We start from the raw sequence: 21,662 nt of genomic DNA, 5'->3' as shown, positions 1-21,662 counted from the left end.
CGGCACCGATCGGGGACGCGAGGCCGCCGCTAGTGTTTGGCCATGTCTTCCACCCTGCTCCGATCCGCGGCCTGGTCTCAGGCCTGGGCGGTCGTCCGCATCCTGACCGCCATCGTCGGCATCGCCGCCGTCATCGCCCAACTCGTCCGTACGGTCTCGAACGCCGAGGCCGCGACGACGGAATACGGCCACCAGATCGGCACGGTCATTGCGAACTTCCTGAGCTTCTTCACGATCCAATCGAACGTCGCCGCCGCCGTGACGCTCACGATCGGGGCGATCCTGTTCTGGACGCGTCACGCACGAACGGATGTCGAGCCGCGCTGGTTCGCCGTTCTGCTCGCCTGCGTCACCACCTACATGGTGATCACCGGCATCGTCTACAACCTGCTGCTGCGGGGCATCCAGCTGCCGCAGGGTGAGACGGTTGCCTGGTCGAACGAGGTGATGCACGTTGCGGTGCCCATCGTGCTGGTGCTCGACCTGTTCCTCGCCCCGCGGCGACGAGCCCTGCCGTGGCGTGCTGTGTGGATCATCGTCATCTATCCGATCGCGTGGGTCGTCTACACCCTCGTGCGCGGCCCGTTGGTCACCTCTCCCGCCAACGGCGAGCCGTATTGGTACCCCTACCCGTTCCTCAATCCCCACAATCCGGCGCTCCAGCCTCCCGGCTACGCGGGGGTCGCGGTGTACGTCGTCGCGATCGCGGTCGGCATCGTCGTCGTCGGGTTGCTCGTGGTCTGGGTCGGTCGTCGACGGGCGTCGTCTCGGGCAGACCGCGCCTCTCAGTAGACTCGAAGGATGTCGAAGGTCCTTCAGTCCCTGCCCGTCGGCGAGCGCGTCGGCATCGCCTTCTCCGGTGGCTTGGACACCTCGGTCGCCGTCGCGTGGATGCGCGACAAGGGCGCGATCCCCTGCACGTACACCGGCGACCTCGGGCAGCCCGACGAGCCGGACGTCGAGGCGATCCCCGGCCGGGCCCTCGAGTACGGCGCCGAGGTCTCGCGCCTGGTCGACGCCAAAGCCGCGCTCGTCGAAGAGGGCTTCAGCGCGATCGCCTGCGGCGCCTTCCACATCCGCTCGGGCGGCCGCACGTACTTCAACACCACGCCGCTCGGTCGCGCCGTCACGGGCACCCTCCTGGTGCGCGCGATGAAGGAGGACGGCGTCGACATCTGGGGCGATGGCTCCACCTACAAGGGCAACGACATCGAGCGGTTCTACCGCTACGGCCTGCTCGCCAACCCCCGACTGCGCATCTACAAGCCGTGGCTCGATGCCGACTTCGTCACCGAGCTCGGCGGACGCAAGGAGATGAGCGAGTGGCTCGTCGCCCACGGCTTCCCGTACCGCGACTCCGCCGAGAAGGCCTACTCCACCGACGCGAACATCTGGGGCGCTACGCACGAGGCGAAGACCCTCGAGCACCTCGATGTCTCGCTCGAGACCGTCGAGCCCATCATGGGCGTGCGCTTCTGGGACGAATCCGTCGCGATCGGCACCGAGGATGTCACGATCACGTTCGAGGCCGGACGCCCCGTTGCGATCAACGGCCGCGAGTTCGGCGACCCTGTGGAACTCGTCCGCGAGGCGAACGCGATCGGCGGACGCCACGGTCTCGGCATGAGCGACCAGATCGAGAACCGGATCATCGAGGCCAAGAGCCGCGGTATCTACGAAGCCCCCGGCATGGCGCTGCTCTTCACCGCCTACGAGCGCCTCGTCAACGCGATCGTCAACGAGGACACCCTCGCGACGTATCACGAGCAGGGACGCCGCCTCGGTCGCCTGATGTACGAGGGCCGCTGGCTCGAGCCGCAGTCGCTGATGCTGCGCGAGTCGATCCAGAAGTGGGTCGGCTCGACGATCTCGGGCACGGTCACCCTGCGCCTGCGCCGCGGCGAGGACTACACGATCCTCGACACGACAGGCCCCGTCATGTCGTACGGACCCGAGAAGCTGTCGATGGAACGTGTCGGCGACGCCGCGTTCGGTCCGACGGACCGCATCGGCCAGCTCACGATGCGCAACCTCGACATCGCCGACTCGCGCACCCGGCTCGAGCAGTACGCCGCGATGGGCATGATCGGCGGAGCAACGGCGGCGCTCGTCGGCAACCTGAAGGCCGGCGAAGCGGACGAGATCACCGAGCACGCGTCGCCGTTCGACGCGGAACGCGAGCGTCTCGCCGACGCGGTGGACGAGGCATCCGAGGCCGCCGCGTTCGACTCCGGCACCGACTGACTCGTCAGCCGCCCGCGGCCGGGGGCGTCTCGCGCGATTCGCGCAGCTCGTCGACGACGAGCGCACCCTCATCCAGCGTGCCGTTGCGGTAGGCCGCTCGGCCCACCATGTGCGCCGACAGCGGTGCCGTGGCGAGCTGGATCAGAAATACCGGGACGACGAACGCCGCGACGGGCCATGCCCGCAGCGACAGCGCGATCGCGATGCAGATCAGCAGCAGCCCGAGGACCTGCGGTTTCGTGGCCGCGTGCAGGCGGCTCGGAACGTCCCGGAACCGCAGCAGACCGATCGATGCGGTCAGGCACAACAGGGCACCGAGCAGAACGAGAACGAGCGCAGTGGTGTCGGCGACCGCCAGCCAGTCGAGGTCCATCATCGGGGGTTGTCCCTTCGTGCGACGAAGCGGGCGATCGAGATCGACCCGAACACACCCACGGCCGCGATGATCAGCAACACGGGCAAGGACCGTGTGTGGTGATTGATCACCATGTCGGCCCCGAGTATGCACATGATCTCGGTCAACAGGACGTCGCTCGCGACGACGCGGTCGAGGATCGAAGGCCCGATCACGATGCGGATCAGCGCGAGCAGTGCCGCGATCGCGAAGACCGCGAGGATGATGACGACGAGCACGTTCATACGGTGGCCCCGCCCTGTCGCGGGGTGTCGATGGTGGCGTCACGAATGACGCGCAGCTGCTCGCGCGAACCGACGGCTCGGACGATCCGCGCCTCCCAGCCCAGCACGGCTCGCCGTTGGTGCTCGGCATCCGCTTCGTTACGCACGCCGATCACGTGCAAGTAGAGCACGCGACGATCACGATCCGCCTCGAGGATGATCGAACCCGGAATGAGCGATGCCGTGACCGCGGTGTGGGTCATGATCAGGTCGTCGTCGGTGCGCAGCGGAACGGCGATGACGGCAGCACCCGGTTGGCGGCGCACGTCGAGCACCTGCCACGCGACGAGCAGAGAACCGCGCACGAGCGCCGCGAGGAACGTCGTGACGAAGACGAGGCCGTACCAGGGGTTGAGCCGCCCGGACAGGTCGACCGGCGGCAATCGGAAGATGCGCGTGACGACGATCGCGACGATGAGCCCCGAGAAGAACGCCAGCCACGTGAACTGACCCCAGAGCAACATCCACAGCGCGATCAGCCACCCGAAGAACGGCAGCTGCGCCCAGATGTGGCGCGCGTGCGAGGCGTGGGAGTCGGGACTCACGGTGCGGCCTCCTCATCGATCTGAGTGATCGTGACCGGATGCGTCAGCACCTCGCCGGCGCGCATGCAGATCTCGAGCAGGGGCCCGGCGAAGATCGTCAGCGCGACCGTGACCGCGACCATCCCGCCGGTCGCCGCCGTCATGATGCGCGGGATGACGCGCCGCTCGGTCTCAACAGCGGCGCCCGTCGACCGCCCGAGGTACGCGATACGCGCCTCGGTCTCGGACGAATCCTCTTCCTCACGCCAGAACGACAGGTTCCAGGCACGCATGAGCGCGTACAGCGTCAGCAGCGAGGTGACGATCCCGCCGACGATCAGCACCATCATGACCGGCGTGCCGACCTGCGCCGCGGCATCGAACAGGGCGAACTTGCCCACGAAGCCCGAGAAGGGTGGCAGTCCGCCGAGGTTCACGGCCGGGATGAAGTAGAGCACGGCGATGACCGGCGCCGCTCGCATCAATCCCTTGACGCGCAGGATCGACGTGCTGCCGGCTCTTCGCTCGATGAGCCCGACGGCCAGGAAGAGGGTCGTCTGCACGATGATGTGGTGGACGATGTAGTAGATCGTGGCCCCGTAGGCGGCCGCCGTTCCGATCGCGAGTCCGAAGATCATGTACCCGACGTGGCTGACGAGCGTGAACGACAGGATGCGCTTCAGCTCTGCCTGCGCGACCGCGCCCAGCACCCCGACCACCATCGTGGCCAGCGCGATCACCATCAGCAGCATGTTGATGTCGTTGTTCGGGAAGATCTGGGTCTCGGTGCGGATGAGCGCGTAGACGCCCACCTTGGTCAGAAGCCCGGCGAACACGGCCGTGACGGGAGCGGGCGCCGTCGGATAGGAGTCGGGCAGCCAGAACGACAGCGGGAACACCGCGGCCTTGATGCTGAAGGCGACGAGCAGCAGCATGTGCAGCACGAGCTGGACGTCCTGCGGCAGCTCGCCCATCCGTGCCGCGATCTGCGCCATGTTGACGGTTCCGAGCGACGCGTAGATCGCGGCGATCGCCGAGAGGAAGAGGATCGACGACACGAGCGAGACGACGATGTAGACGACGCCGGTGCGGATGCGCGACTCGGTGCTGCCGAGCGTGATGAGCACGTAGGACGCGACCAGCAGGATCTCGAACCCCACGTACAGGTTGAACAGGTCGCCCGCGATGAAGGCGTTGAAGATGCCCGCCGCGAGGATCAGGTACGAGGGGTAGAAGATCGAGACCGGCGTCTCTTCGTCGCCGTCCGCCGCGCCCTGGCCGATCGAGAAGAGCAGAACCGCGATCAGCACGATGCTCGACACCAGCACGAGCAGCGCGGCGAGGGGATCGACGTAGAGCACGATGCCGAACGGGATCGGCCATCCGCCGACCGAGACCGCGATCGGGTCGCCCTGATCGACGGTGTACAGCAGGATCGCCGCGATGACGAGCACCGCGACCAACGTGACGACCGAAACCATCACCTGGAGACGTCGACGACGCCCGAACACGAGCGTGAGGGCGGCGCCGATGAGCGGCAGCGCGACGAGAAGGGGGACCAACGAGCTCACGAGTCCTCGCCCCCCTCGCGGTGACGTCGCGCCGCCGGCTTGTCGGTCGGTGCGTCGTCCACGAGACCCGGGAAGTCGCGGCTGTGCAGAACCGTGATCGGGGCGGTCTCGACTCCCACGAAGTCGGTGGGCGCCTCGGCATCCGTCGATCCCTCGTCATCCATCGCGTCCTCGGACTGGACACCGCGCTCCCGCAGGGCGACATCTTCTTCGTCGTCCATGACCGTGTCGGCCTGACCGAGCTGCCAGGACCGATAGATCAGGGCCAGCAGGAACGCCGAGATGGCGAAGGTGATGACGATCGCGGTGAGCGTGAGAGCCTGCGGCAGGGGATCGGACATCTCGGATGTCTCGCCCGACCCGAAGAACGGGGCGATTCCCGGGCGTCCCATCACGATCAGCAGCAGCAGATTCGCCGCGTTCCCCAGAAGCAGGAACCCGATCAAGACGCGCGTCAGGCTGCGCTCGAGCATCGCGTAGACGCCGCACGCGAAGAGTGCGCCCATGACGATGATGAGGGTCAGCGAGACATCCATCAGCTGACCACCTCCCCCGCACGGACCGGCTGGCTCTGCCGGTCGACCTCGGCACCCAGGCTGCGCAGCACATCGAGCACGAGCCCGACCACCACGAGGTACACGCCGATGTCGAAGATCGTCGTGGAGACGAATTCGATGTGCCCGAGCACCGGAAGCTCGGCCTCGACGAAGGCGCTCGTGAGCGGCGGCGCGCCGAAGAACAGGGGAACGACGGCGCAGGCGACCGCGATGGCCATGCCCGCACCGAGGAGGCGCCCCGCGTCCGTCGGCGCAGCCGCGCCGAGCTCGTAGCGCCCACCGGCGACGTAACGCATGACGAGCGCCATTCCTGCGACGAGACCCCCGGCGAAGCCTCCACCGGGCAGGTTGTGCCCGGCGAAGAGCAGGTAGATGGACACCACGATGATCGTGTGGAACAGGATCCGCACGATGACCTCGAGGATGATCGAGCGGTTCTCGGGACGCATCCGTTGCCCGCCCACAAGCCACGTCTGCGGGCTGCCGACGTTTGCGGCGGACTGCGGCCGAGGCCCGGCGAGGGTCTCGACGAGCGGTCGCCGTCGGCGACGGGCGGGCATGATCGGCACGCCCGAGGTCAGCCGCTGCAGGTTGTCGGCGCGGTCGGTGACGAACACGAGGGATGCGACGCCCGTCGCCGCGAGGACGAGCACCGAGAGCTCACCCATCGTGTCCCACCCGCGGATGTCGACGAGCGCCACATTGACGACGTTGCGACCGTGGCCGAACTCGTAGGCGAGGTCCGGCCACGCCCCCGAGATGGGCGCCTCGAGGCGTGCGCCGGTCGCGATCACGGCGACCATGGCCATCGTCACGCCGACACCGATCGCCAGGACGGCGCGCGGAAGCCGAGCGACGGAGGCGTTGTGATCGCCCATCTGCGCGGGCAGTCGCCGCAAGACCAGTGCGAACGCGACGAGCGTGACGGTCTCGACGAGAATCTGCGTGAGGGCGAGGTCGGGTGCCCCGCTCGTGGCGAACAGCAGGACCATGCCGAGTCCCGTCACCGACACGAGAACGACTCCGGTGTAACGCTTGCGGGCCAGCACGGCGGCGATGCCCGCCGCGATCATGAGCGGCGCGGCGACCAACTGGATGGGCGACTGCCAGGCGTCGAGCTGTGCGCGCCAGCTCGGCGAGGCGAACATCACCGTCGCCTCGGCCCCGACCAGCACGACGAAGATCGTGCCGACGTAGATCGGAAGCGACCCGCGCTGGGTGAGTGTCGTGGTCGCCACCGAGAGCCGGTCGACCTGACGGACGACCTCGTAATAGACATCCGATGCCGTGAACGGCACCAGTCGGCGCCGGACGTCCCATCGCGTCGCCTGGGCGAGCGCGAACACCAGCGCGCCGCCGACGAGCGTGGCTAGCGACAGGAAGAGCGCCGGTTCGAGACCGTGCCAGAGGGCGAGGTGATAGGCGTATTCGGGCGGGGCGATGCCCGGCGTCGAGGCCGGCGCCGTGTCGGCGTAACCCTGCAGCGCGAGGTCGACCCACGGCGCCGCGAACCCACCCACGATCGACAGTCCCGAGAGCACGATCGGCGCCGCGAGAAAGCCGATGGGCGGGTCTGGCCACTGGGTCAACTCGACATCACGCTTGCGGAAGAACGCGCCCCACAGGAAGCGGATGCCGTAGGCCACGGTGAAGACCGACCCGACGACGACGCCGATCAGGGCCACCAGGCCCCAGGCCGAACCGCCCAGGGCCTCGTCGAGGAACGCGGTGAGCACCCCTTCTTTGGCGACGAACCCGAGGGTGGGGATGACTCCCGCCATCGACCCGATCGCGATGAACGCGAACGTGGCCATGACCGGCGCCTGGCGTCCGAGCCCCGACAACTCCGAGATGTCACGCGTCGAGAGCTGCCGGTCGATCACGCCGACGATGAGGAAGAGGCTCGACTTGAACAGCGCGTGGGCGATCAGCAGGGCGAGCCCGGCGAGCGCCGCGTCCCGCGTCCCGAAACCGAGGACGACCGTCAAGAGCCCCAGCTGGCTCACCGTGCCGAACGCGAGGATGCGCTTGAGGTCACGCTCGCGCAGCGACTGGATGCCTCCGATCAGCATCGTCAGGATGCCGAGCGAGATGACGATCGGCCGCCAGGGTGGCGCGTCCGCGAAGACCGGCGAGAGACGCGCCAGCAGGTAGATGCCGGCCTTCACCATCGCTGCGGCGTGCAGATACGCGCTCACCGGGGTGGGCGCCGCCATTGCGCCCGGCAGCCAGAAATGGAAGGGGAAGATCGCCGACTTGCTGAGCGCACCGACGAGCAGCAGCACGAGTGCGGCGTCCGCGACGGGTCCGCTCGGCGCGATCTCGAGGATTCCCGACAGGCTCGACGTTCCGGTGTCGACGACGAGCAGCACGACACCGATCAGCATCACGAGGCCGCCGAGCGTCGTGACGAGCAGAGCCTGCAGCGCGGCGCGGCGACTACCGGCGCGGCGGTGATAGTACCCGATCAGCAGGTACGACAGGATGCTCGTGATCTCCCAGAACATGACGAGCACGACGATGTCGTCGGTCAGCACGAGCCCGTACATGGTTCCCGCGAACGCGAGCAGGACCGCCGCGAACTGGCCGAGGCCCTCGGGCTTGTCGCGGAAGTACCAGCGGCAATACAGCAGCACCAGCGCACCCACGCCCGTGACGATCAGCGTCATGACCCACGCGAGGGTGTCCATGCGCATGGACAGCGAGATCCCGAGCGCGGGGATCCATTCGAATGACTCGAACGGAGTCTGCCCGGCGAGCACGTCGGGCGTCCGCAGGACCGCCTCGACGAACGCGACCGCCGACATCGCGGCGGCGACGTAGAAGGCCCGTGATCCCAGAGTCCGAACGAGCCACGGCATGGCGAGCGAGATGACGGCGAACGCGGCGAGGATCAGCAGCACAGGCGTCTCCTCGGTCGTGTCGGCCGGGGTGGCTCAGGGAGTGGACAGTAGTCCTATCTTACGGGGCGGATTTTGCGAGATGCCGAAGCGGGATCATCTCGCACGAGCCCGAACGAGCCTCAGCGCGCAGGAGGACTGGTGGTGTTGCCCTGGCGGAACGTGCACGTGAAACTGATCGACGCGGCATCCGATCCCTCGATCATCCGCGTGACGATCGCGCCGGCGGCGCGGCCCTTCTCGGCCGCAGGCTGCACCAGCGTGGTGAGTTCGTACGGGGCGAAACCATCGACGGTGATGCCGTCGAATCCCGTCACACTGACGTCGCCCGGCACCGACAGCCCGAGTTCTTCGGCGGCACGCACGACGCCCGCAGCGAGGAGGTCGCTCTGGGCGATGACCGCGGTGGGGCGCTGCGACGCGCGAGCCAGGATCATGCGGCCGGCCGCGAGCCCCTCGTCGATCAAGCTGCCCCCCGCCGCGTACACACGGGCCGCGGGGAACACGTCGCGCGCGCCCGCCAGTCTCTCGCGTGTCACGTCCACGACAGGTGCGCGCGCGTCATCCGCGTCGACCCAGCCCCGCCGGCGACTCGCATCGAAGGGCAGTGTCAACACCACGACGTCCTCGTGACCCAGCGAGCGGAGATGCCGTGCGGCGTGACGCTGCGCTTCGCGGTTGTCGAGCTCGACGCGCGGGATGCCGGGGCCTGCGTCGCCCTCGATGACGACGACCGGGATGCCGCGGCCCCGGACGGCCTCGAGGGAGTCGGCGAGACGACCGCTGCAGCCCACGAGCACCACCGCGTCCAGGGGTGCGGACCGCAGGTTGGGCGATGCGGGCACGGCACCGGGGGCCCCGGCGTCGTCTTGGAGGAGCAGCAATCCGGCGCCGAGCGGCGCGACCCCCTCGGCGAGACCGTCCATCATGACCGCTTTGATCGGGTCTCGGAATGCCGCGCCGAGGTGCTCCTCGAAGACCACGCCGACGATGCCGCTGCTGCCGCGGCGTAGCGATGCGGCGCGCGGGTCCGGACCCGTATAACCGAGAGACGCGGCGGCGTCGAGCACGCGAGCACGGGTCGCATCCGTCACGGAGGCCTTGCCGCTGAAGACGACGGACGCGGTCGACGGCGACACCTGGGCGACACGCGCGACATCGGCGATCGTCGGCCTTCCGGCAGCCATCGCACCTCCGGGTTAGGGATTGATTCACCGATGGTACCCCGTAGCGCCGTGGGCCCGCCGAATCGATTCGATAGACTCTGCCCATGTCCGAACTCGCCGCGCCCGTCGACCACCGAGCACTGCTGCGCTGGCGCACCGCCGTTTTCGCGATCTTCACGGCGAGCGGACTGTCGATCGCGACCTGGGCATCCCGCGTGCCGGCGATCAAACAGGCCCTCGACATCGACAACATCCAGATCGGTTTCGTCCTGCTGCTCGCGGGTATCGCGTCGATCGTCGGCCTCTCTCTCAGCTCGGTCATCCTGGCGCGTTTCGGCGCCCGGCGCGGCATGTTCGTCGCGATGGTCGTCGTCGCGGTGGGGGTGGCCACGATCGGCGTGGGCACGGACGCCCTCGGCTCGTACGGCGTCGTCGTGCTCGGCCTCGCGCTCTTCGGCCTCGGCAACGGATCGCTCGACGTCATGATGAACGTCGACGGGGCCGCGATCGAGAAGCAGCTCGGTAAGACCCTGCTGCCGCTCTTCCACGCGTTCTTCAGCTTCGGAACCGTGCTCGGTGCCGGCATCGGCGTTCTCGCCGTCGCCTGGGGTTTAAACGTCCTGATCCACACGGGCGTGCTCGCCGCCGTGATCCTCATCATCGCGATCGTCAGCATCGCGAACGTCCCGGCGCGAGCCGTGGCCATGGATCCGAACCCGTCCGGAGAGCCGGCGCGAGCGTGGCGGGAGCGCCTGCACGAATCCCTGTCCGCCTGGCGCGAGCCCCGCACCTACACGCTCGGAATCGTGATGCTCGGCATGGCCTTCGCCGAGGGCGGAGCGAACGACTGGCTCGCCCTCACGCTCGTCGAAGGGCACGGCGCCGATCAGGCGCTGGGCGCGGCGGGACTCGCCGTCTTCTCGGTCAGCATGACGCTCGTCCGCATCGCCGGCGGCCCGCTCGTCGATCGATTCGGTCGCGTCGCGACACTGCGCGTCCTCGCCGCCGCGGCTGCGGTCGGACTCGTCCTCTTCATCCTCGCGCCGTCGATCCCCCTCGTCTTCGTCGGCGCAGCTCTCTGGGGTGCCGGCGTCGCGCTCGGCTTCCCCCTCGGCATGTCCGCCGCGGCCGACGACCCCGCCCGCGCCGCGGCCCGCGTGAGCGCCGCCGCGACGATCGGCTACATCGCCTTCCTGTGCGGGCCCCCGCTGCTCGGGTTCGTCAGTGAGCACATCGGCCTGCTCAACACCCTGTACATCCTGGTGGGGCTCATCATCGCGTCCGGCTTCGCATCCGGGGCCACCCGCCCGCTGCCCGGATCGCACGTCGGCGAGGGGCGCCGGGACGGGCACCGTCCGACCGCCGACGAGCCGTCCGCGCTGTAGCGACGCTCACGAGATCGCGAGAGCACCCACGCGATAGCCCGCACCCTTGTGATCGGCGGGCAGGCGGTCGCCCTTGCCGTGCAGCTTGTGGCGCAGCGTTCCCTCGACGTAGGAGGTCGGATAGGCACCCCTCGCGCGCAACTCGGGGATCACGTAGGTGACGATGTCCTCGAAGGTCCCCGGCGTGATCGCGTAGGCGAGGTTGAAGCCGTCGACATCCGTTTCGGCGACCCACTCCTGCAGCTGATCCGCGATTTCCTTGCCCGATCCGACGAGCGTGGGGCCGAGACCGCCGATAGCGCTGATGCGCGCGATATCCCGCACCGTGAAGGTCTCGCCGTGGGCCGCGGACTCCTGGTAGTTGGCGATGACGGACTGGATGGCGTTGCTCTTGACGTTGCCCACGGGCTCGTCGAGCTCGTACTGCGACAGGTCGATACCCATCCAGCCGGACATGAAGACGAGGGCGCCCTCGTGGTCGGCATACTGCAGGAAGTCCTCGTGCTTGGCCTTCGCCTTCTCGGGCGTCTCGTCGGTGATGATCGTCAGCAGCGTGTAGATGCGGGCTGAGTAGCGATCGCGGCCGGCGGCCTCGAGGGCGTCGCGGATCTTGCTCACGGTGTTCTTGAGGACGGCCTTGGTCGGCGCCGCGACGAAGATCGCCTCGGCATTGCCCGCCGCGAACTCGATGCCGCGCGATGAGGCACCTGCCTGGTAGATGACGGGTGTGCGCTGCGGCGACGGCTCAGAGATATGGATGCCCGGAACGGTGAAGTACTTGCCCTCGTGGCCGATCTCGTGCACCTTCTGCGGGTCGGTGAAGACGCCCGACTCGCGATCGCGAATCACCGCGTCGTCCTCCCAGGAGCCCTCCCAGAGCTTGTAGAGGACGTCGAGGTACTCGTCCGCGTGCTCGTATCGCTCATCGTGCTCGAGTTGGTCGTCATTGCCCATGTTGCGGGCAGCGGACGGCAGGTAACCGGTCACCACGTTCCAGCCCACCCGCCCCTTCGTCAGGTGGTCGAGCGTCGACATCCGGCGCGCGAAGGGATATGGGTGCTCGTATGCCGTGCCGGCGGTCACCCCGAATCCGAGGTTCTTCGTCACGGACGCCATGGCCGAGATGAGAAGCACCGGGTCTCCGACAGGCACCTGTGCGCCGTGCCGGATCGCGGCTTCGTTCGTACCCCCGTACACGTCGTAGGTGCCCAGGACGTCGGCGATGAAGATGCCGTCGAAGTTTCCGCGCTCGAGCAGCTGGGCAAGTCCTGTCCAGTAGCTCAGATCTTTGTAGTCGGCGGAACGGTCGTCCGGGTGGCGCCACATGCCCGAAGACTGGTGAGCCACGCAGTTCATGTCGAAGGCGTTGAAGCGGATCTGTCGAGTCATCGGGCAATCGTCGGGCACGGCGGCGAATCGCGCCAGCGCCGACAACACATAACGTCACATGGTTACTCCGTGCGTCACGTGGTTACCCCGTGCGTCGCCGCGGCTGTTGTGGGGGCATGCGTCGCCCTTACGGTCGGCGGCATGCTTTCTTTCCCTGAGCCACGTCCGGTGGCGCGATGATCCGCCTCGAGCAGCTCACCAAGACCTTCGGCGTCACGACCGTGCTCGACCGTCTCGACTTCGCCGTCGCGTCCGGCGAGATCTTCGCGGTCGTCGGGCCGAGCGGTGCGGGCAAGAGCACCCTCGCCCAGTGCGCGACGCTGCTCGAGGCCCCGACCTCGGGGGCCGTCATCGTCAACGGCGACAACCTCTCGCACCTGAACGCCGGGCAGCTGCGCGTCGCTCGCCGCAAGATCGGCACAATCTTCCAGCACGACGGCCTCTTCAGCCGTCGCACGGCCGCACAGAACGTCGCCCTACCGCTCGAATATCTGGGTGTCACGGCCGTCGAGTCGAAGCGCCGCGTGGCCGAGCTGCTCGATCGAGTCGGTCTCGTCGGCAAGGCGAACAGCTACCCGCACGAACTGTCCGGCGGCCAGCGCCAGCGGGTCGGCATCGCTCGTGCCCTCGCGCTCCGCCCCCGGGTGTTGATCTCGGACGAGGCGACGAGCGGGCTGGACCCCGACGCGACCGCGTCCGTGGTCGCGCTGATCAAAGAGCTGCGCGACGACCTCGATCTGGCGATCATCTTCATCACGCACGAAATGGACACGGTTCGCAGCATCGCCGACTCGGTCGCGCGACTCGACCACGGACGCATCGTCGAGTCCGGGCGACTGGTCGAGCTCTTGCACGATGCGGACTCGGAACTGGGGCGGGCGCTCCAACCCCGCCGCGCGCACGCCGCAGCAGGCGAATCCGAGACGACGTGGGTCGTTTCGTATCGCTCCGCCGACGTCCCGACGGATTGGATGTCGCGGCTCGGTGAGACTCTGGGCGTTCCCGTGTCGCTCCTCGGCGCATCCGTCGAAGTCCTTCACGAGTCGACCGTCGGGTCCGTGGTGATCGGCATCGCTCACTCCGATGGAGACCGGGTTCGTCAAGCGCTGGAGGACCTGGGCCTAGACGCGCGCCCGGCAGAACCGGTCCGCGCGGGTGTATCGTCCGCCGCGGTTTCGCCCGAGGCGGTGTCGTCATGAGACACCTCGACAACATCCCCCTTGCGGACATCCCCGCGCTCATCTTCCCGGCGCTGCTCGACACGCTGATCATGGTCGGCATCGTCATGGCCATCGTCGTCCTCGTCGGCATCCCGCTCGGGGCGCTGGTACACAACCTCGCGCCGCACGGGCTCTTTCCTCGACCGCGGCTGCACGCCGTCCTGAGCGGGATCGTGAGCGTCGGTCGCTCCCTGCCGTTCCTCATCCTGATGGCGGCAATCGTCCCGTTCACGCGGTTCATCACGGGCACCAACATCGGTATCGCCGCTGCGGTTGTCCCCATGTCGATCGCGGGCATCGCCTTCTTCACGCGCATCGTCGAGAACTCGCTGCGGGGCGTACCGACGAACCTCGCGCGCGTCGCCACCGCGAGCGGCGCATCCCCGCTTCAGATCATCCGCACCGCGCAGCTGTCCGAGGCAGTGCCGAGCATCATCGGCGGCATCACGATCAACACGATCGCGATGATCGAGTACTCCGCGATCGCGGGAAGCATCGGGGCCGGCGGAATCGGATACGTCGCGGTGACCTACGGCTATCAGCGCTTCGACAACGGCGTCATGTTGGCGACGATCATCGTGCTCGTGCTGCTCGTCGCGTTCGTGCAGAAACTCGGCGACTCTTTCGTCCGACTCGCCACCCCCCAGGCTCGCACCCGCCATCGCGCTCGGGCCGCCGTCTGACACCCCCACCTCATCATCATCATCATCACGGAGAGCTCTGCCATGACATCCACGCTGAACGCTCGATCGACTCGGCCGAACGGCGACGACCACGGTTTCGAGGTCAGACCCCGGCGGCGCTGGCCCTGGGTCGCCGGCGGCGCGGTCGTCGTGCTCGCGATCGGAGCCGTCATCCTCGTGCCGCTGCTGAACCCCGCGAAATCCGCCAACGAGATCGCCGGGGCGACCCTGTACGTCGCGACCGCCGAGGGCAATGCCTCCGAACAGGCGCTCGTCGAGTTCGTCGCCGAAGAGGTCGCACCCAAGTACGACATAACGATCGCGTTCCGGGGATTGGCCGACAGCAACACCATCAACCGCGCGGTGAGCGAGGGCGAGGTGGCCGGCACGATCTACCAGCACAAGCTGTGGCTCAGCCAGGTGCTCGAAGCCAACCCCGATTTCCGCGAGACCGCGGCGGTTCCGGTCTTCCGCTGGGGTTTCGGCGTGTGGTCCGACAAGTACTCAGACATCAGTGAGATCCCGGATGGCGGAACGATCTCGCTGTATTCCGATCCGGCGAACGAGGCACAAGGTCTCTGGGTGCTGGAACGCGCCGGGTTGATCACGCTCGACCCCACGATCGACAAGGCGTACGCCACTCAGGAGGACATCGTCGAGAATCCCAAGAACCTCACGTTCGTCCTGCTGGACTTCGCTGCACAGTCGCGGGCGCTCGCCGACCTCGACGCGGCGGTGGGCTACACCGAGTACTACCTCGCGGCGCAGATCGACATCGCCAAGCAGATCTACGCCCCCGCCGCGCCCGACGAGTTCGCGGGGCAGCTCACGATCGGATCCGACTACGCCGAAACCGCCAACGTGAAGAAGCTCGTCCAGGCCTTCCAAGATCCCGCGGTACAGGAATTCCTGCGCACCGACCCCTCGGTCAAGAACATCCTGCTGCCGATCGACGCTCAGTAGGGCAACATCGGCACGTACGCTGGTGCGGTGCGTCTCGTCATCGCCCGCTGCTCCGTCGATTACTCCGGCCGCCTCAGCGCGCATCTTCCCCTCGCCACCCGGCTCTTGGTCCACAAGAGCGATGGGAGCCTGCTCGTGCACTCCGACGGGGGGAGCTACAAGCCCCTCAACTGGATGAGCCCGCCCTGCTCGCTCATCTCGCAGAACCCGGACGAGGATGCGCGTGAGGCCGGCATCATCGAGCAGTGGCGCGTCACCCACGCCAAGTCGGGCGACGCACTTCTCGTCAGCATCTACGAGATCATCCACGACACCTCCCACGAGCTCGGCGCAGACCCGGGGCTGCAGAAAGACGGAGTCGAAGCAGACCTGCAGCGCCTGCTCGCCGAGCAGGTCGAACTCATCGGCGACGGGGTCACCCTCGTGCGCCGGGAGTTCCCGACCGCGATCGGCCCTGTGGACCTCCTGCTGCGCGACCCCGCGGGCGGCACCATCGCGGTGGAGGTCAAGCGTCGCGGCGACATCGACGGCGTCGAACAGCTGACGCGCTACCTGGCCCTCCTCGGCCGTGACCCGCACTTGGCGCCCGTGACGGGCGTGTTCGCGGCCCAAGAGATCAAGCCGCAGGCTCGCGTGCTGGCGATGGACCGTGGCATCCGGTGCGTCACTCTGGACTACGACGATATGAAAGGCATCGAGTCGGGCATCCCCCGCCTGTTCTGAGCCCGGTCCGGAGCCCCCGACCCAGAGCGCCCGACCCACCGAGCCCCGACCCGCAGCCCCGTAGGCTGGAGAACATGCCCGACGCCTGCCCCTGGTCCTGCATCCTCTGGGATGTCGACGGCACGATCGTGGATGCCTCGGACGGCATCCTGCGCCGACTCACCATCGCGCTCGAGCACTTCGGTCACCCGGCGCCGACCCGCGCCGAACTCGTGCACTGGATCGGTCCGCCCATGTTCCAGTCGTTCCAGGCCCAGGTCGGCATGTCGCCCGAAGAGGCCGCGACGGCGGTCGCGTGGTACCGCGAACTCGGCGCGCGCGACGGGTACACGACGGGCGCGCGCACTTTCCCCGGCATGGTCGACCTGATCCACGACCTGCACCGCGACGGGGTGCCGCAGGCAACCGCGAGCAGCAAGCCCGAGAATCAAGTGCTCGAGCTGATGGACTTCTTCGAGCTGTCGGACGACTTCACGGCGATCGTCGGCGCGACGCCCGACGAGCGGACGTTGAGTGCCAAGTCCGACATCGTCGCGGAGGCCCTGCGCCAACTCGAAGTCGCCGGAGCCGACACGTCCCGGCCCGTCCTCGTCGGCGACCGCCACCATGACGTCGAGGGCGGCGCCGAGCACGATGTGCCGGTCATCTTCGTGCGCTGGGGCTTCAGCTGGCCGCACGAGTCCGAGGGTGCGTCCGCCGTCGCGGACGACGTGGATGACTTGCGTGCGCTGCTGCTTCCCGGCGCGTAGGACTCCCCGACGCGGATCCCTCGCTACCCTGACAGCGTGAGCGCCCCGACACCCACGCATCCTTCCCGCTCTTTCGGAAGCGTCGCCCGCACCGTACCCGCGACGCTCGCCCTGCTGGTTCTGATCATCGCGGTCGGCCTCCTCGGGCAGGGTCTCTGGCGACCGGTAACCGAGCAGCCCTGGTTCGAGGCCGTCGCCTACGGGCTCCCCGCGCTCGAGGCGGGCAGGTGGTGGACGCCCTTCACAGGAACCTTCTTCGTCGCGCACCCCGTCGTCTACATCCCGACCCTCCTGAGCCTGGTGGGCCTCGGCTACCTCGAGATGAAGCGCGGCACGCGAATCGCGCTGCTCTACTTCGGTTTCGGTCAGCTCTTCGCGATCTTCGCAACCGCGGCCTTCCTCATGTTCGCCAGCCTGCTCCCCTGGCCCTGGGCCATCACCCTGGCGGGCCAGCTCGATGTGGGCGCCTCGGGCGGGACCATGGCCTGCATCGCCGCGTCCATCGGATTGCTCGCCGCGCCGTGGCGTCAGCGCGGATGGGTCATCGTGTTCGCCTACGCGGCGATAAGCCTGCTGCTGCTGGGATCCCTCGCCGATGTCGAGCACGCTTTCGCAATCGTGCTGGTGCTGCTGATCGATCGATCGTTCCGCATCCAGCGCACGACGATCCGTGAGCAGCGGTTGCTGGCTTTCGCCGTGATCCTCTCCCTCGCGGTCATCCAGATCCTGTCGCTGCTGCTGCCCACGAACGGACCGTTCGGCCCGACCGCGCCCCTCGACGGGCCATGGCTCGATGTGGCGATCGACACGGTCGTGGTCTTGCTCGTCTCGCGGGGCCTGCGCCTCGGGCGCCGCTGGGCCTGGATCCTGACCGTGCTGTGGGCGGGCGTGAACCTGCTCGTCGCCGTCGCCATCATCGTCTTGTTCGCGCTCTATCCCGCCGAGGTCATCGACGTCTACGGAGACCCGGATGTCGCGCTCGCGACCTCGATCCTCTGGGCCTTGTTCTTCGTGTACCTGCTCATGGTGCGTCGAGCGTTCCGAGCAACCCACCGCCGTCGGATCGGCGAGGGTTCCGCCGTATCGAACGACGAGGTGCGTGCCCTGATCCGCCAAGAGGGCGGGGGCAACCTCTCGTGGATGGCCACGTGGGATGGGCTGCGCTACCTGCGGACAGGCGAAGGTATGGTCGCCTTCCAGCACAGGCTCGGCGTCGCGATTGCACTCGCCGACCCCCTCGGTCCCCCCGCATCCGTCCCCGATTCGGTCGCGACGTTCGTGCGCACGACCGAGGGCCAGGGGCTCATCCCCTGCTTCTTCAGCAGCAGTCAGGTCACGCGCGACGCAATGCCGGACGGGTGGCGCGCTCTGGTCATTGCGGACGACACCATCGTCGACCTGCCCGGCCTGGAGTTCACCGGCAAGGCGTGGTCGTACGTGCGGCAGGCGCTCAACCGGGGCGAGCGGGACGGGATGACGTTCCGCCTCACGTCCATGGCGGCCGAGCCGTGGGGTGTCAGGCAGCAGTTGCGGGCCATCTCGGAGTCGTGGGTGGGAGACAAGGGCCTACCCGAGATGCGGTTCACGCTGGGAACGCTGCAGGAGGCCGAAGATCCCGATGTGCGTATTGCACTCGCCATCGCACCGAACGGTGATGTCGACGGCTTTCTGTCGTGGTTGCCCGTCTACGGCACCGGCGGCACGGTGCAGGGGTGGACCCTGGACCTGATGCGCCGCCGTGACGGCGGATTCGGTCCGGTGATGGAGTTCTTGATCGGATCGTCCGCCCGCGACTTCGCCGCTGAGGGGGCGCTGACCCTCTCGCTGTCGGGTGCGCCGCTCGCACACGAGGCTTCACCCGACGAGGGCGCGATCGCCCAGCTGCTGACCTCGCTGTCGAGCGCGCTCGAGCCCGTCTACGGCTTCCGATCGTTGCACCGCTTCAAGACGAAGTTCAATCCGCGGTACGAACCGATCTACCTGCTGTATCGCGACGAGGGAGACCTCACGCGGATCGCGGCCGGACTCACCCGCGCGTTCCTGCCGGATGCGACCCTGCGCCAGTTCGCGACCGCTGGCGTCGACATGCTGCGGCACGGCTGACTGCCGGATGACGGACGTGGTCGACCGGAAAAAGCAGAACGCACCCCAGAGCGTGAGCTCCGGAGTGCGTCCTTGTGTGATTCGCTCCCTAGACGGGGCGGATGTTCTCGGCCTGGAGGCCCTTCGGGCCCTGAGCCGTCTCGAACTCCACGCGCTGGTTCTCCTCGAGCGAGCGGTAGCCGCCCGCCTGGATAGCGGTGTAGTGCGCGAAGACGTCGGCGCCACCCTCATCGGGGGCGATGAAGCCGAAACCCTTTTCGGCGTTGAACCACTTGACGGTTCCCGTGCTAGACATGCCTTGCCATTCTCTTCAGCCGCGCACCGATCGTTATGGTGACGCGGGATTGTGGTACCACGCTACCCCGCCGGGGGCAACTTCGCGCAATGCCTTCGAAAGAAGGTGACACAAACGTTGCCCGAACGTGATCGCACGGGCCGGAACACTCACATCCGTTTCCCTCCTTTCCGTGCGTAAGATGTCTCGCATTATTCGAGCGGCGGTCCCCGCCGTGCCTTACCCGAAGAGGCACCCGTAATGCCCCTAGAAGCACCTCCCGCACGACTAGAGGCCCGAGGCTCCGCCCTGGCCGACACGGTCTACGAACTCCTCGCGCAGGCCATCGTCGACGGCCGTCTCGCGCCCGGCGAGCGGGTGCGCGATGTCGAGATCGCCGACCTCTACGGGATCTCACGTACCCCGGTTCGTGAGGCGATCCAGCGGCTCGAGCGACAGGGCATGGTCGAGGTGTCCGCGCACCGCTACACACGCGTGACGACTCCGGACGAGTCGAGTCGAGACGAGGCTTTGGAGTACATCGGCCAACTCGCCGGCATGGCGCTGCGCCTGGCGGTGCGCCGAGCCGACGACGAGACACTCGCGGCGCTGGTCTCGGATCTCGACGAGATCATCGCCGTCGCGACATCCGACGATGTAGCGGCACTGACGACGATGTACGTCCGTTTCCACCGCCGGGCCAGCTTCGCGGCGGGGAATCGGATGCTTGTGTCCACGCTGCGCGAGATCTACCTGCCCGTCAGCTGGTTCGTCGGCCCGTGGACCCCACATCCCGCCGATCCGGTCGCCCGTCGGGACTCGTTCGTGCGGCTACGCGACGCCGTCGCGGCACGAGACGAACTCGGGGCCGAAGCGATCGTGCGCGAGCAGCATCCACTCGCCTGAGCGTGGCGCAGCGCGAACAGCAAGACCCCCGACCAGAAATACCTGATCGGGGGTCGATCCCTGCTGTGCGCGAGGGGGGAGTTGAACCCCCACGCCCTTTCGGGCACTGGCACCTGAAGCCAGCGCGTCTGCCTATTCCGCCACTCGCGCGAATCTCGGGACATGCACCCCGAAACTCAACTTCCCGAGAATATCACGGGCTCGTGGGGCCCAGGGACGCGGATCCACCCGCGGTATCTCACGCAACTCGCGGATCGTCGGTGCCTATCCAGGCTCGCTGACTACGATGGGCCTACCATCCGCCCCGCCTGAGGAGCCCCGTGGGTCTACTTGACAGCTTCGAGAAGGGTCTCGAGCGCGCCGTGAACGGCGCTTTCGCGCGCACCTTTCGCAGCGGTATCCAACCCGTTGAGATCGCCTCCGCCCTGCGCGGCGAGCTCGACAAGAAGGCCGCGGTCGTCAGCCGCGACCGCATCCTCGCGCCCAATACGTTCGTCGTCGAGCTCTCGCCCGACGATCACGCGAAGATGGCCGCGCTCGGCGACACGCTGCTGAGCGAGCTCGACACCCTCGTGCAGAAGCACGCCAAGGCGCAGGGCTACACCTTTGCGGGTGCCGTCAGCATCCGACTCGGTGTCGACCCCAATCTCGCCTCGGGCACGCTGCGCGTGACGTCGACCACGGAAGAGGGTCGCGTCTCGTGGCGCGCGGTCGTCGATATCGATGGGACGCGGCACCCGCTGACCTCGAGCCGGACCGTCATCGGCCGCGGCAGCGACGCCGACATCACGATTCCCGACGCCGGAACGAGCCGCAAGCACGTCGAGATCCTCTGGGATGGCGAGCGCGCCATGGTCCGCGACCTCGGCTCGACGAATGGGTCCTCGCTCAATGGACAGCGCGTCACGCAGGCGGCGCTCGAACCGGACTCGACGATCCGGATCGGACGCACCGACATCGTCTTTCGCGTCGTCGCGCAGGCCCGCCCCCCGAAGCCGCCGTCCCCGCCCCCGGCCGATGTGACTCGCGCGTTCGACGCACTCGGTGGGAACGGGGCGCGATGAGCGAGCTCACGCTCCTGCTCCTGCGGATCGGTTTCCTGATCCTGCTCTGGGCCTTCGTGTTCGTCGTCGTCTATTCGATGCGTGCTGACCTGTTCGGCGTTCGCGTGCGACGGATGCCGGAGCCCGCGGGTGAGGCGGCAGCCGGAGCCGCCGCCGCGGGGTCGGCTACCGCAGCTGTCCCCCCGCCCGCCGCACCGGCAGCGGCCGCGTCCGTTGCTCCCGCAGCTGCGAACCGCCCGAGCAAGAAGGGCGGCGCCGCGACGACCGAGTCCGTGCAGCGCATCGTCATCACCTCGGGACCCAAGGCCGGGCTCGAACTCCCTCTGACGAACGAGCCGCTCACGATCGGCCGGTCGAGCGAGTCGGGACTGGTGATCCGCGACGACTACACCTCCAGCCATCACGCGCGCCTGGTGCTGTGGGGCGAGCAGTGGATGATTCAAGACCTCGATTCGACGAACGGCACCTGGCACGACGGTGCCCGTGTGCAGGCCCCCACCCCCGTGACGATCGGCGCGCCGATCAAGGTCGGCGCGACGACCTTCGAGTTGCGGAAGTAGTCG

The 21,662-nt window shown here is 67.9% G+C and carries 21 protein-coding genes and 1 tRNA gene; 12 read left to right on the top strand and 10 right to left on the bottom strand.

Annotated elements, in window-relative coordinates:
• Positions 1 to 42 precede the first annotated feature (42 nt).
• Together CGU35_RS16655 and argG are read left to right on the top strand one after the other, a co-directional pair.
• Positions 43 to 792, top strand: coding sequence for a Pr6Pr family membrane protein (locus CGU35_RS16655; RefSeq protein ID WP_100812589.1), 750 nt, complete (start codon positions 43 to 45; stop codon positions 790 to 792).
• Between the two features lie 9 nt (positions 793 to 801).
• A complete protein-coding gene (gene argG, locus CGU35_RS16650; protein WP_100812588.1) occupies positions 802 to 2,244 on the top strand; it encodes an argininosuccinate synthase in 1,443 nt (480 codons plus the stop codon).
• Between the two features lie 4 nt (positions 2,245 to 2,248).
• On the opposite strand, the gene mnhG is transcribed toward argG, so the two are convergent.
• The 7 genes from mnhG to CGU35_RS16615 form a co-directional block, all read right to left on the bottom strand.
• The gene (mnhG, locus tag CGU35_RS16645; protein WP_198519628.1) at positions 2,249 to 2,620 is read right to left on the bottom strand and encodes a monovalent cation/H(+) antiporter subunit G; all 372 of its coding nucleotides are present in this window, start codon (positions 2,618 to 2,620) and stop codon (positions 2,249 to 2,251) included.
• Positions 2,617 to 2,883: a monovalent cation/H+ antiporter complex subunit F gene (locus tag CGU35_RS16640; protein ID WP_100812586.1), complete on the bottom strand. Its 267-nt coding sequence runs from the start codon at positions 2,881 to 2,883 to the stop codon at positions 2,617 to 2,619. The genes mnhG and CGU35_RS16640 overlap by 4 nt, the downstream gene beginning before the upstream one ends.
• Positions 2,880 to 3,467, bottom strand: a complete 588-nt coding sequence (locus tag CGU35_RS16635; RefSeq protein WP_100812585.1) for a Na+/H+ antiporter subunit E — start codon at positions 3,465 to 3,467, stop codon at positions 2,880 to 2,882. The genes CGU35_RS16640 and CGU35_RS16635 overlap by 4 nt, the downstream gene beginning before the upstream one ends.
• Entirely contained in the window at positions 3,464 to 5,017 is a 1,554-nt protein-coding gene (locus tag CGU35_RS16630; RefSeq protein ID WP_100812584.1) for a Na+/H+ antiporter subunit D, read from the bottom strand. The genes CGU35_RS16635 and CGU35_RS16630 overlap by 4 nt, the downstream gene beginning before the upstream one ends.
• A complete protein-coding gene (locus tag CGU35_RS16625; RefSeq protein ID WP_100812583.1) occupies positions 5,014 to 5,553 on the bottom strand; it encodes a Na(+)/H(+) antiporter subunit C in 540 nt (179 codons plus the stop codon). Before CGU35_RS16625 ends, CGU35_RS16630 begins: the two co-directional genes overlap by 4 nt.
• The gene (locus CGU35_RS16620; protein WP_100812582.1) at positions 5,553 to 8,477 is read right to left on the bottom strand and encodes a Na+/H+ antiporter subunit A; all 2,925 of its coding nucleotides are present in this window, start codon (positions 8,475 to 8,477) and stop codon (positions 5,553 to 5,555) included. Before CGU35_RS16620 ends, CGU35_RS16625 begins: the two co-directional genes overlap by 1 nt.
• A gap of 119 nt (positions 8,478 to 8,596) precedes the next feature.
• Positions 8,597 to 9,661, bottom strand: a complete 1,065-nt coding sequence (locus CGU35_RS16615; protein ID WP_100812581.1) for a LacI family DNA-binding transcriptional regulator — start codon at positions 9,659 to 9,661, stop codon at positions 8,597 to 8,599.
• 83 nt (positions 9,662 to 9,744) lie between these two features.
• Between CGU35_RS16615 and CGU35_RS16610 the strand changes: the two genes are divergently transcribed.
• Positions 9,745 to 11,025, top strand: a complete 1,281-nt coding sequence (locus CGU35_RS16610) for an MFS transporter (RefSeq protein ID WP_100812580.1) — start codon at positions 9,745 to 9,747, stop codon at positions 11,023 to 11,025.
• A gap of 6 nt (positions 11,026 to 11,031) precedes the next feature.
• Here CGU35_RS16610 and CGU35_RS16605 read toward each other — a convergent pair whose 3' ends face one another.
• The gene (locus CGU35_RS16605; protein ID WP_100812579.1) at positions 11,032 to 12,414 is read right to left on the bottom strand and encodes an LLM class flavin-dependent oxidoreductase; all 1,383 of its coding nucleotides are present in this window, start codon (positions 12,412 to 12,414) and stop codon (positions 11,032 to 11,034) included.
• A 176-nt stretch (positions 12,415 to 12,590) separates the two neighbouring features.
• Between CGU35_RS16605 and CGU35_RS16600 the strand changes: the two genes are divergently transcribed.
• The 6 genes from CGU35_RS16600 to CGU35_RS16575 all read left to right on the top strand — a co-directional run bounded on the left by CGU35_RS16600 (position 12,591) and on the right by CGU35_RS16575 (position 18,855).
• A complete protein-coding gene (locus CGU35_RS16600; RefSeq protein WP_100812578.1) occupies positions 12,591 to 13,613 on the top strand; it encodes a methionine ABC transporter ATP-binding protein in 1,023 nt (340 codons plus the stop codon).
• On the top strand, positions 13,610 to 14,317 hold the full coding sequence (locus CGU35_RS16595) for a methionine ABC transporter permease (RefSeq protein WP_100812577.1): 708 nt from the start codon (positions 13,610 to 13,612) through the stop codon (positions 14,315 to 14,317). Before CGU35_RS16600 ends, CGU35_RS16595 begins: the two co-directional genes overlap by 4 nt.
• A gap of 42 nt (positions 14,318 to 14,359) precedes the next feature.
• Complete coding sequence (locus CGU35_RS16590) at positions 14,360 to 15,280, top strand: MetQ/NlpA family ABC transporter substrate-binding protein (protein WP_100812576.1); 921 nt, start codon at positions 14,360 to 14,362, stop codon at positions 15,278 to 15,280.
• A 27-nt stretch (positions 15,281 to 15,307) separates the two neighbouring features.
• Entirely contained in the window at positions 15,308 to 16,003 is a 696-nt protein-coding gene (gene nucS / locus CGU35_RS16585) for an endonuclease NucS (protein ID WP_100812575.1), read from the top strand.
• 74 nt (positions 16,004 to 16,077) lie between these two features.
• Positions 16,078 to 16,752 (top strand): HAD hydrolase-like protein, encoded by a 675-nt coding sequence (locus CGU35_RS16580; protein ID WP_100812574.1) that lies wholly within the window; start codon positions 16,078 to 16,080, stop codon positions 16,750 to 16,752.
• Positions 16,753 to 16,788: 36 nt separating this feature from the next.
• A complete protein-coding gene (locus tag CGU35_RS16575; RefSeq protein WP_100812573.1) occupies positions 16,789 to 18,855 on the top strand; it encodes a bifunctional lysylphosphatidylglycerol flippase/synthetase MprF in 2,067 nt (688 codons plus the stop codon).
• Between the two features lie 88 nt (positions 18,856 to 18,943).
• Here the strand turns inward: CGU35_RS16575 and CGU35_RS16570 are convergent, their stop codons facing one another.
• On the bottom strand, positions 18,944 to 19,150 hold the full coding sequence (locus CGU35_RS16570; protein ID WP_036296657.1) for a cold-shock protein: 207 nt from the start codon (positions 19,148 to 19,150) through the stop codon (positions 18,944 to 18,946).
• Between the two features lie 240 nt (positions 19,151 to 19,390).
• Between CGU35_RS16570 and CGU35_RS16565 the strand changes: the two genes are divergently transcribed.
• The gene (locus tag CGU35_RS16565; protein WP_100812572.1) at positions 19,391 to 20,035 is read left to right on the top strand and encodes a GntR family transcriptional regulator; all 645 of its coding nucleotides are present in this window, start codon (positions 19,391 to 19,393) and stop codon (positions 20,033 to 20,035) included.
• Positions 20,036 to 20,101: 66 nt separating this feature from the next.
• Here the strand turns inward: CGU35_RS16565 and CGU35_RS16560 are convergent.
• A tRNA-Leu gene (locus CGU35_RS16560) sits at positions 20,102 to 20,185 on the bottom strand.
• Positions 20,186 to 20,355: 170 nt separating this feature from the next.
• Here CGU35_RS16560 and CGU35_RS16555 point away from each other — a divergent pair.
• Entirely contained in the window at positions 20,356 to 21,099 is a 744-nt protein-coding gene (locus tag CGU35_RS16555; protein WP_100812571.1) for an FhaA domain-containing protein, read from the top strand.
• The gene (locus CGU35_RS16550) at positions 21,096 to 21,659 is read left to right on the top strand and encodes an FHA domain-containing protein FhaB/FipA (protein WP_100812570.1); all 564 of its coding nucleotides are present in this window, start codon (positions 21,096 to 21,098) and stop codon (positions 21,657 to 21,659) included. Before CGU35_RS16555 ends, CGU35_RS16550 begins: the two co-directional genes overlap by 4 nt.
• Positions 21,660 to 21,662 lie beyond the last annotated feature (3 nt).

It is taken from the genome of Microbacterium sp. BR1 (genome assembly GCF_002812725.1).
Taxonomy (GTDB): Bacteria; Actinomycetota; Actinomycetes; order Actinomycetales; family Microbacteriaceae; genus Microbacterium.
The sequence above is the reverse complement of the archived record's forward strand: the minus strand, read 5'-3'. Positions and strand labels throughout refer to the sequence as shown.

What these genes read in the sequence shown, in the direction of transcription:
- CGU35_RS16655 (WP_100812589.1), top strand. Translation starts at nt 43, where the DNA reads ATGTCTTCCACCCTGCTCCGATCCGCGGCCTGGTCTCAGGCCTGGGCG.
- argG (WP_100812588.1), top strand. Translation starts at nt 802, where the DNA reads ATGTCGAAGGTCCTTCAGTCCCTGCCCGTCGGCGAGCGCGTCGGCATC.
- mnhG (WP_198519628.1), bottom strand. Translation starts at nt 2,620, where the DNA reads ATGATGGACCTCGACTGGCTGGCGGTCGCCGACACCACTGCGCTCGTT.
- CGU35_RS16640 (WP_100812586.1), bottom strand. Translation starts at nt 2,883, where the DNA reads ATGAACGTGCTCGTCGTCATCATCCTCGCGGTCTTCGCGATCGCGGCA.
- CGU35_RS16625 (WP_100812583.1), bottom strand. Translation starts at nt 5,553, where the DNA reads ATGGATGTCTCGCTGACCCTCATCATCGTCATGGGCGCACTCTTCGCG.
- CGU35_RS16615 (WP_100812581.1), bottom strand. Translation starts at nt 9,661, where the DNA reads ATGGCTGCCGGAAGGCCGACGATCGCCGATGTCGCGCGTGTCGCCCAG.
- CGU35_RS16610 (WP_100812580.1), top strand. Translation starts at nt 9,745, where the DNA reads ATGTCCGAACTCGCCGCGCCCGTCGACCACCGAGCACTGCTGCGCTGG.
- CGU35_RS16605 (WP_100812579.1), bottom strand. Translation starts at nt 12,414, where the DNA reads ATGACTCGACAGATCCGCTTCAACGCCTTCGACATGAACTGCGTGGCT.
- CGU35_RS16600 (WP_100812578.1), top strand. Translation starts at nt 12,591, where the DNA reads ATGATCCGCCTCGAGCAGCTCACCAAGACCTTCGGCGTCACGACCGTG.
- CGU35_RS16595 (WP_100812577.1), top strand. Translation starts at nt 13,610, where the DNA reads ATGAGACACCTCGACAACATCCCCCTTGCGGACATCCCCGCGCTCATC.
- CGU35_RS16590 (WP_100812576.1), top strand. Translation starts at nt 14,360, where the DNA reads ATGACATCCACGCTGAACGCTCGATCGACTCGGCCGAACGGCGACGAC.
- CGU35_RS16580 (WP_100812574.1), top strand. Translation starts at nt 16,078, where the DNA reads ATGCCCGACGCCTGCCCCTGGTCCTGCATCCTCTGGGATGTCGACGGC.
- CGU35_RS16570 (WP_036296657.1), bottom strand. Translation starts at nt 19,150, where the DNA reads ATGTCTAGCACGGGAACCGTCAAGTGGTTCAACGCCGAAAAGGGTTTC.
- CGU35_RS16565 (WP_100812572.1), top strand. Translation starts at nt 19,391, where the DNA reads ATGCCCCTAGAAGCACCTCCCGCACGACTAGAGGCCCGAGGCTCCGCC.
- CGU35_RS16550 (WP_100812570.1), top strand. Translation starts at nt 21,096, where the DNA reads ATGAGCGAGCTCACGCTCCTGCTCCTGCGGATCGGTTTCCTGATCCTG.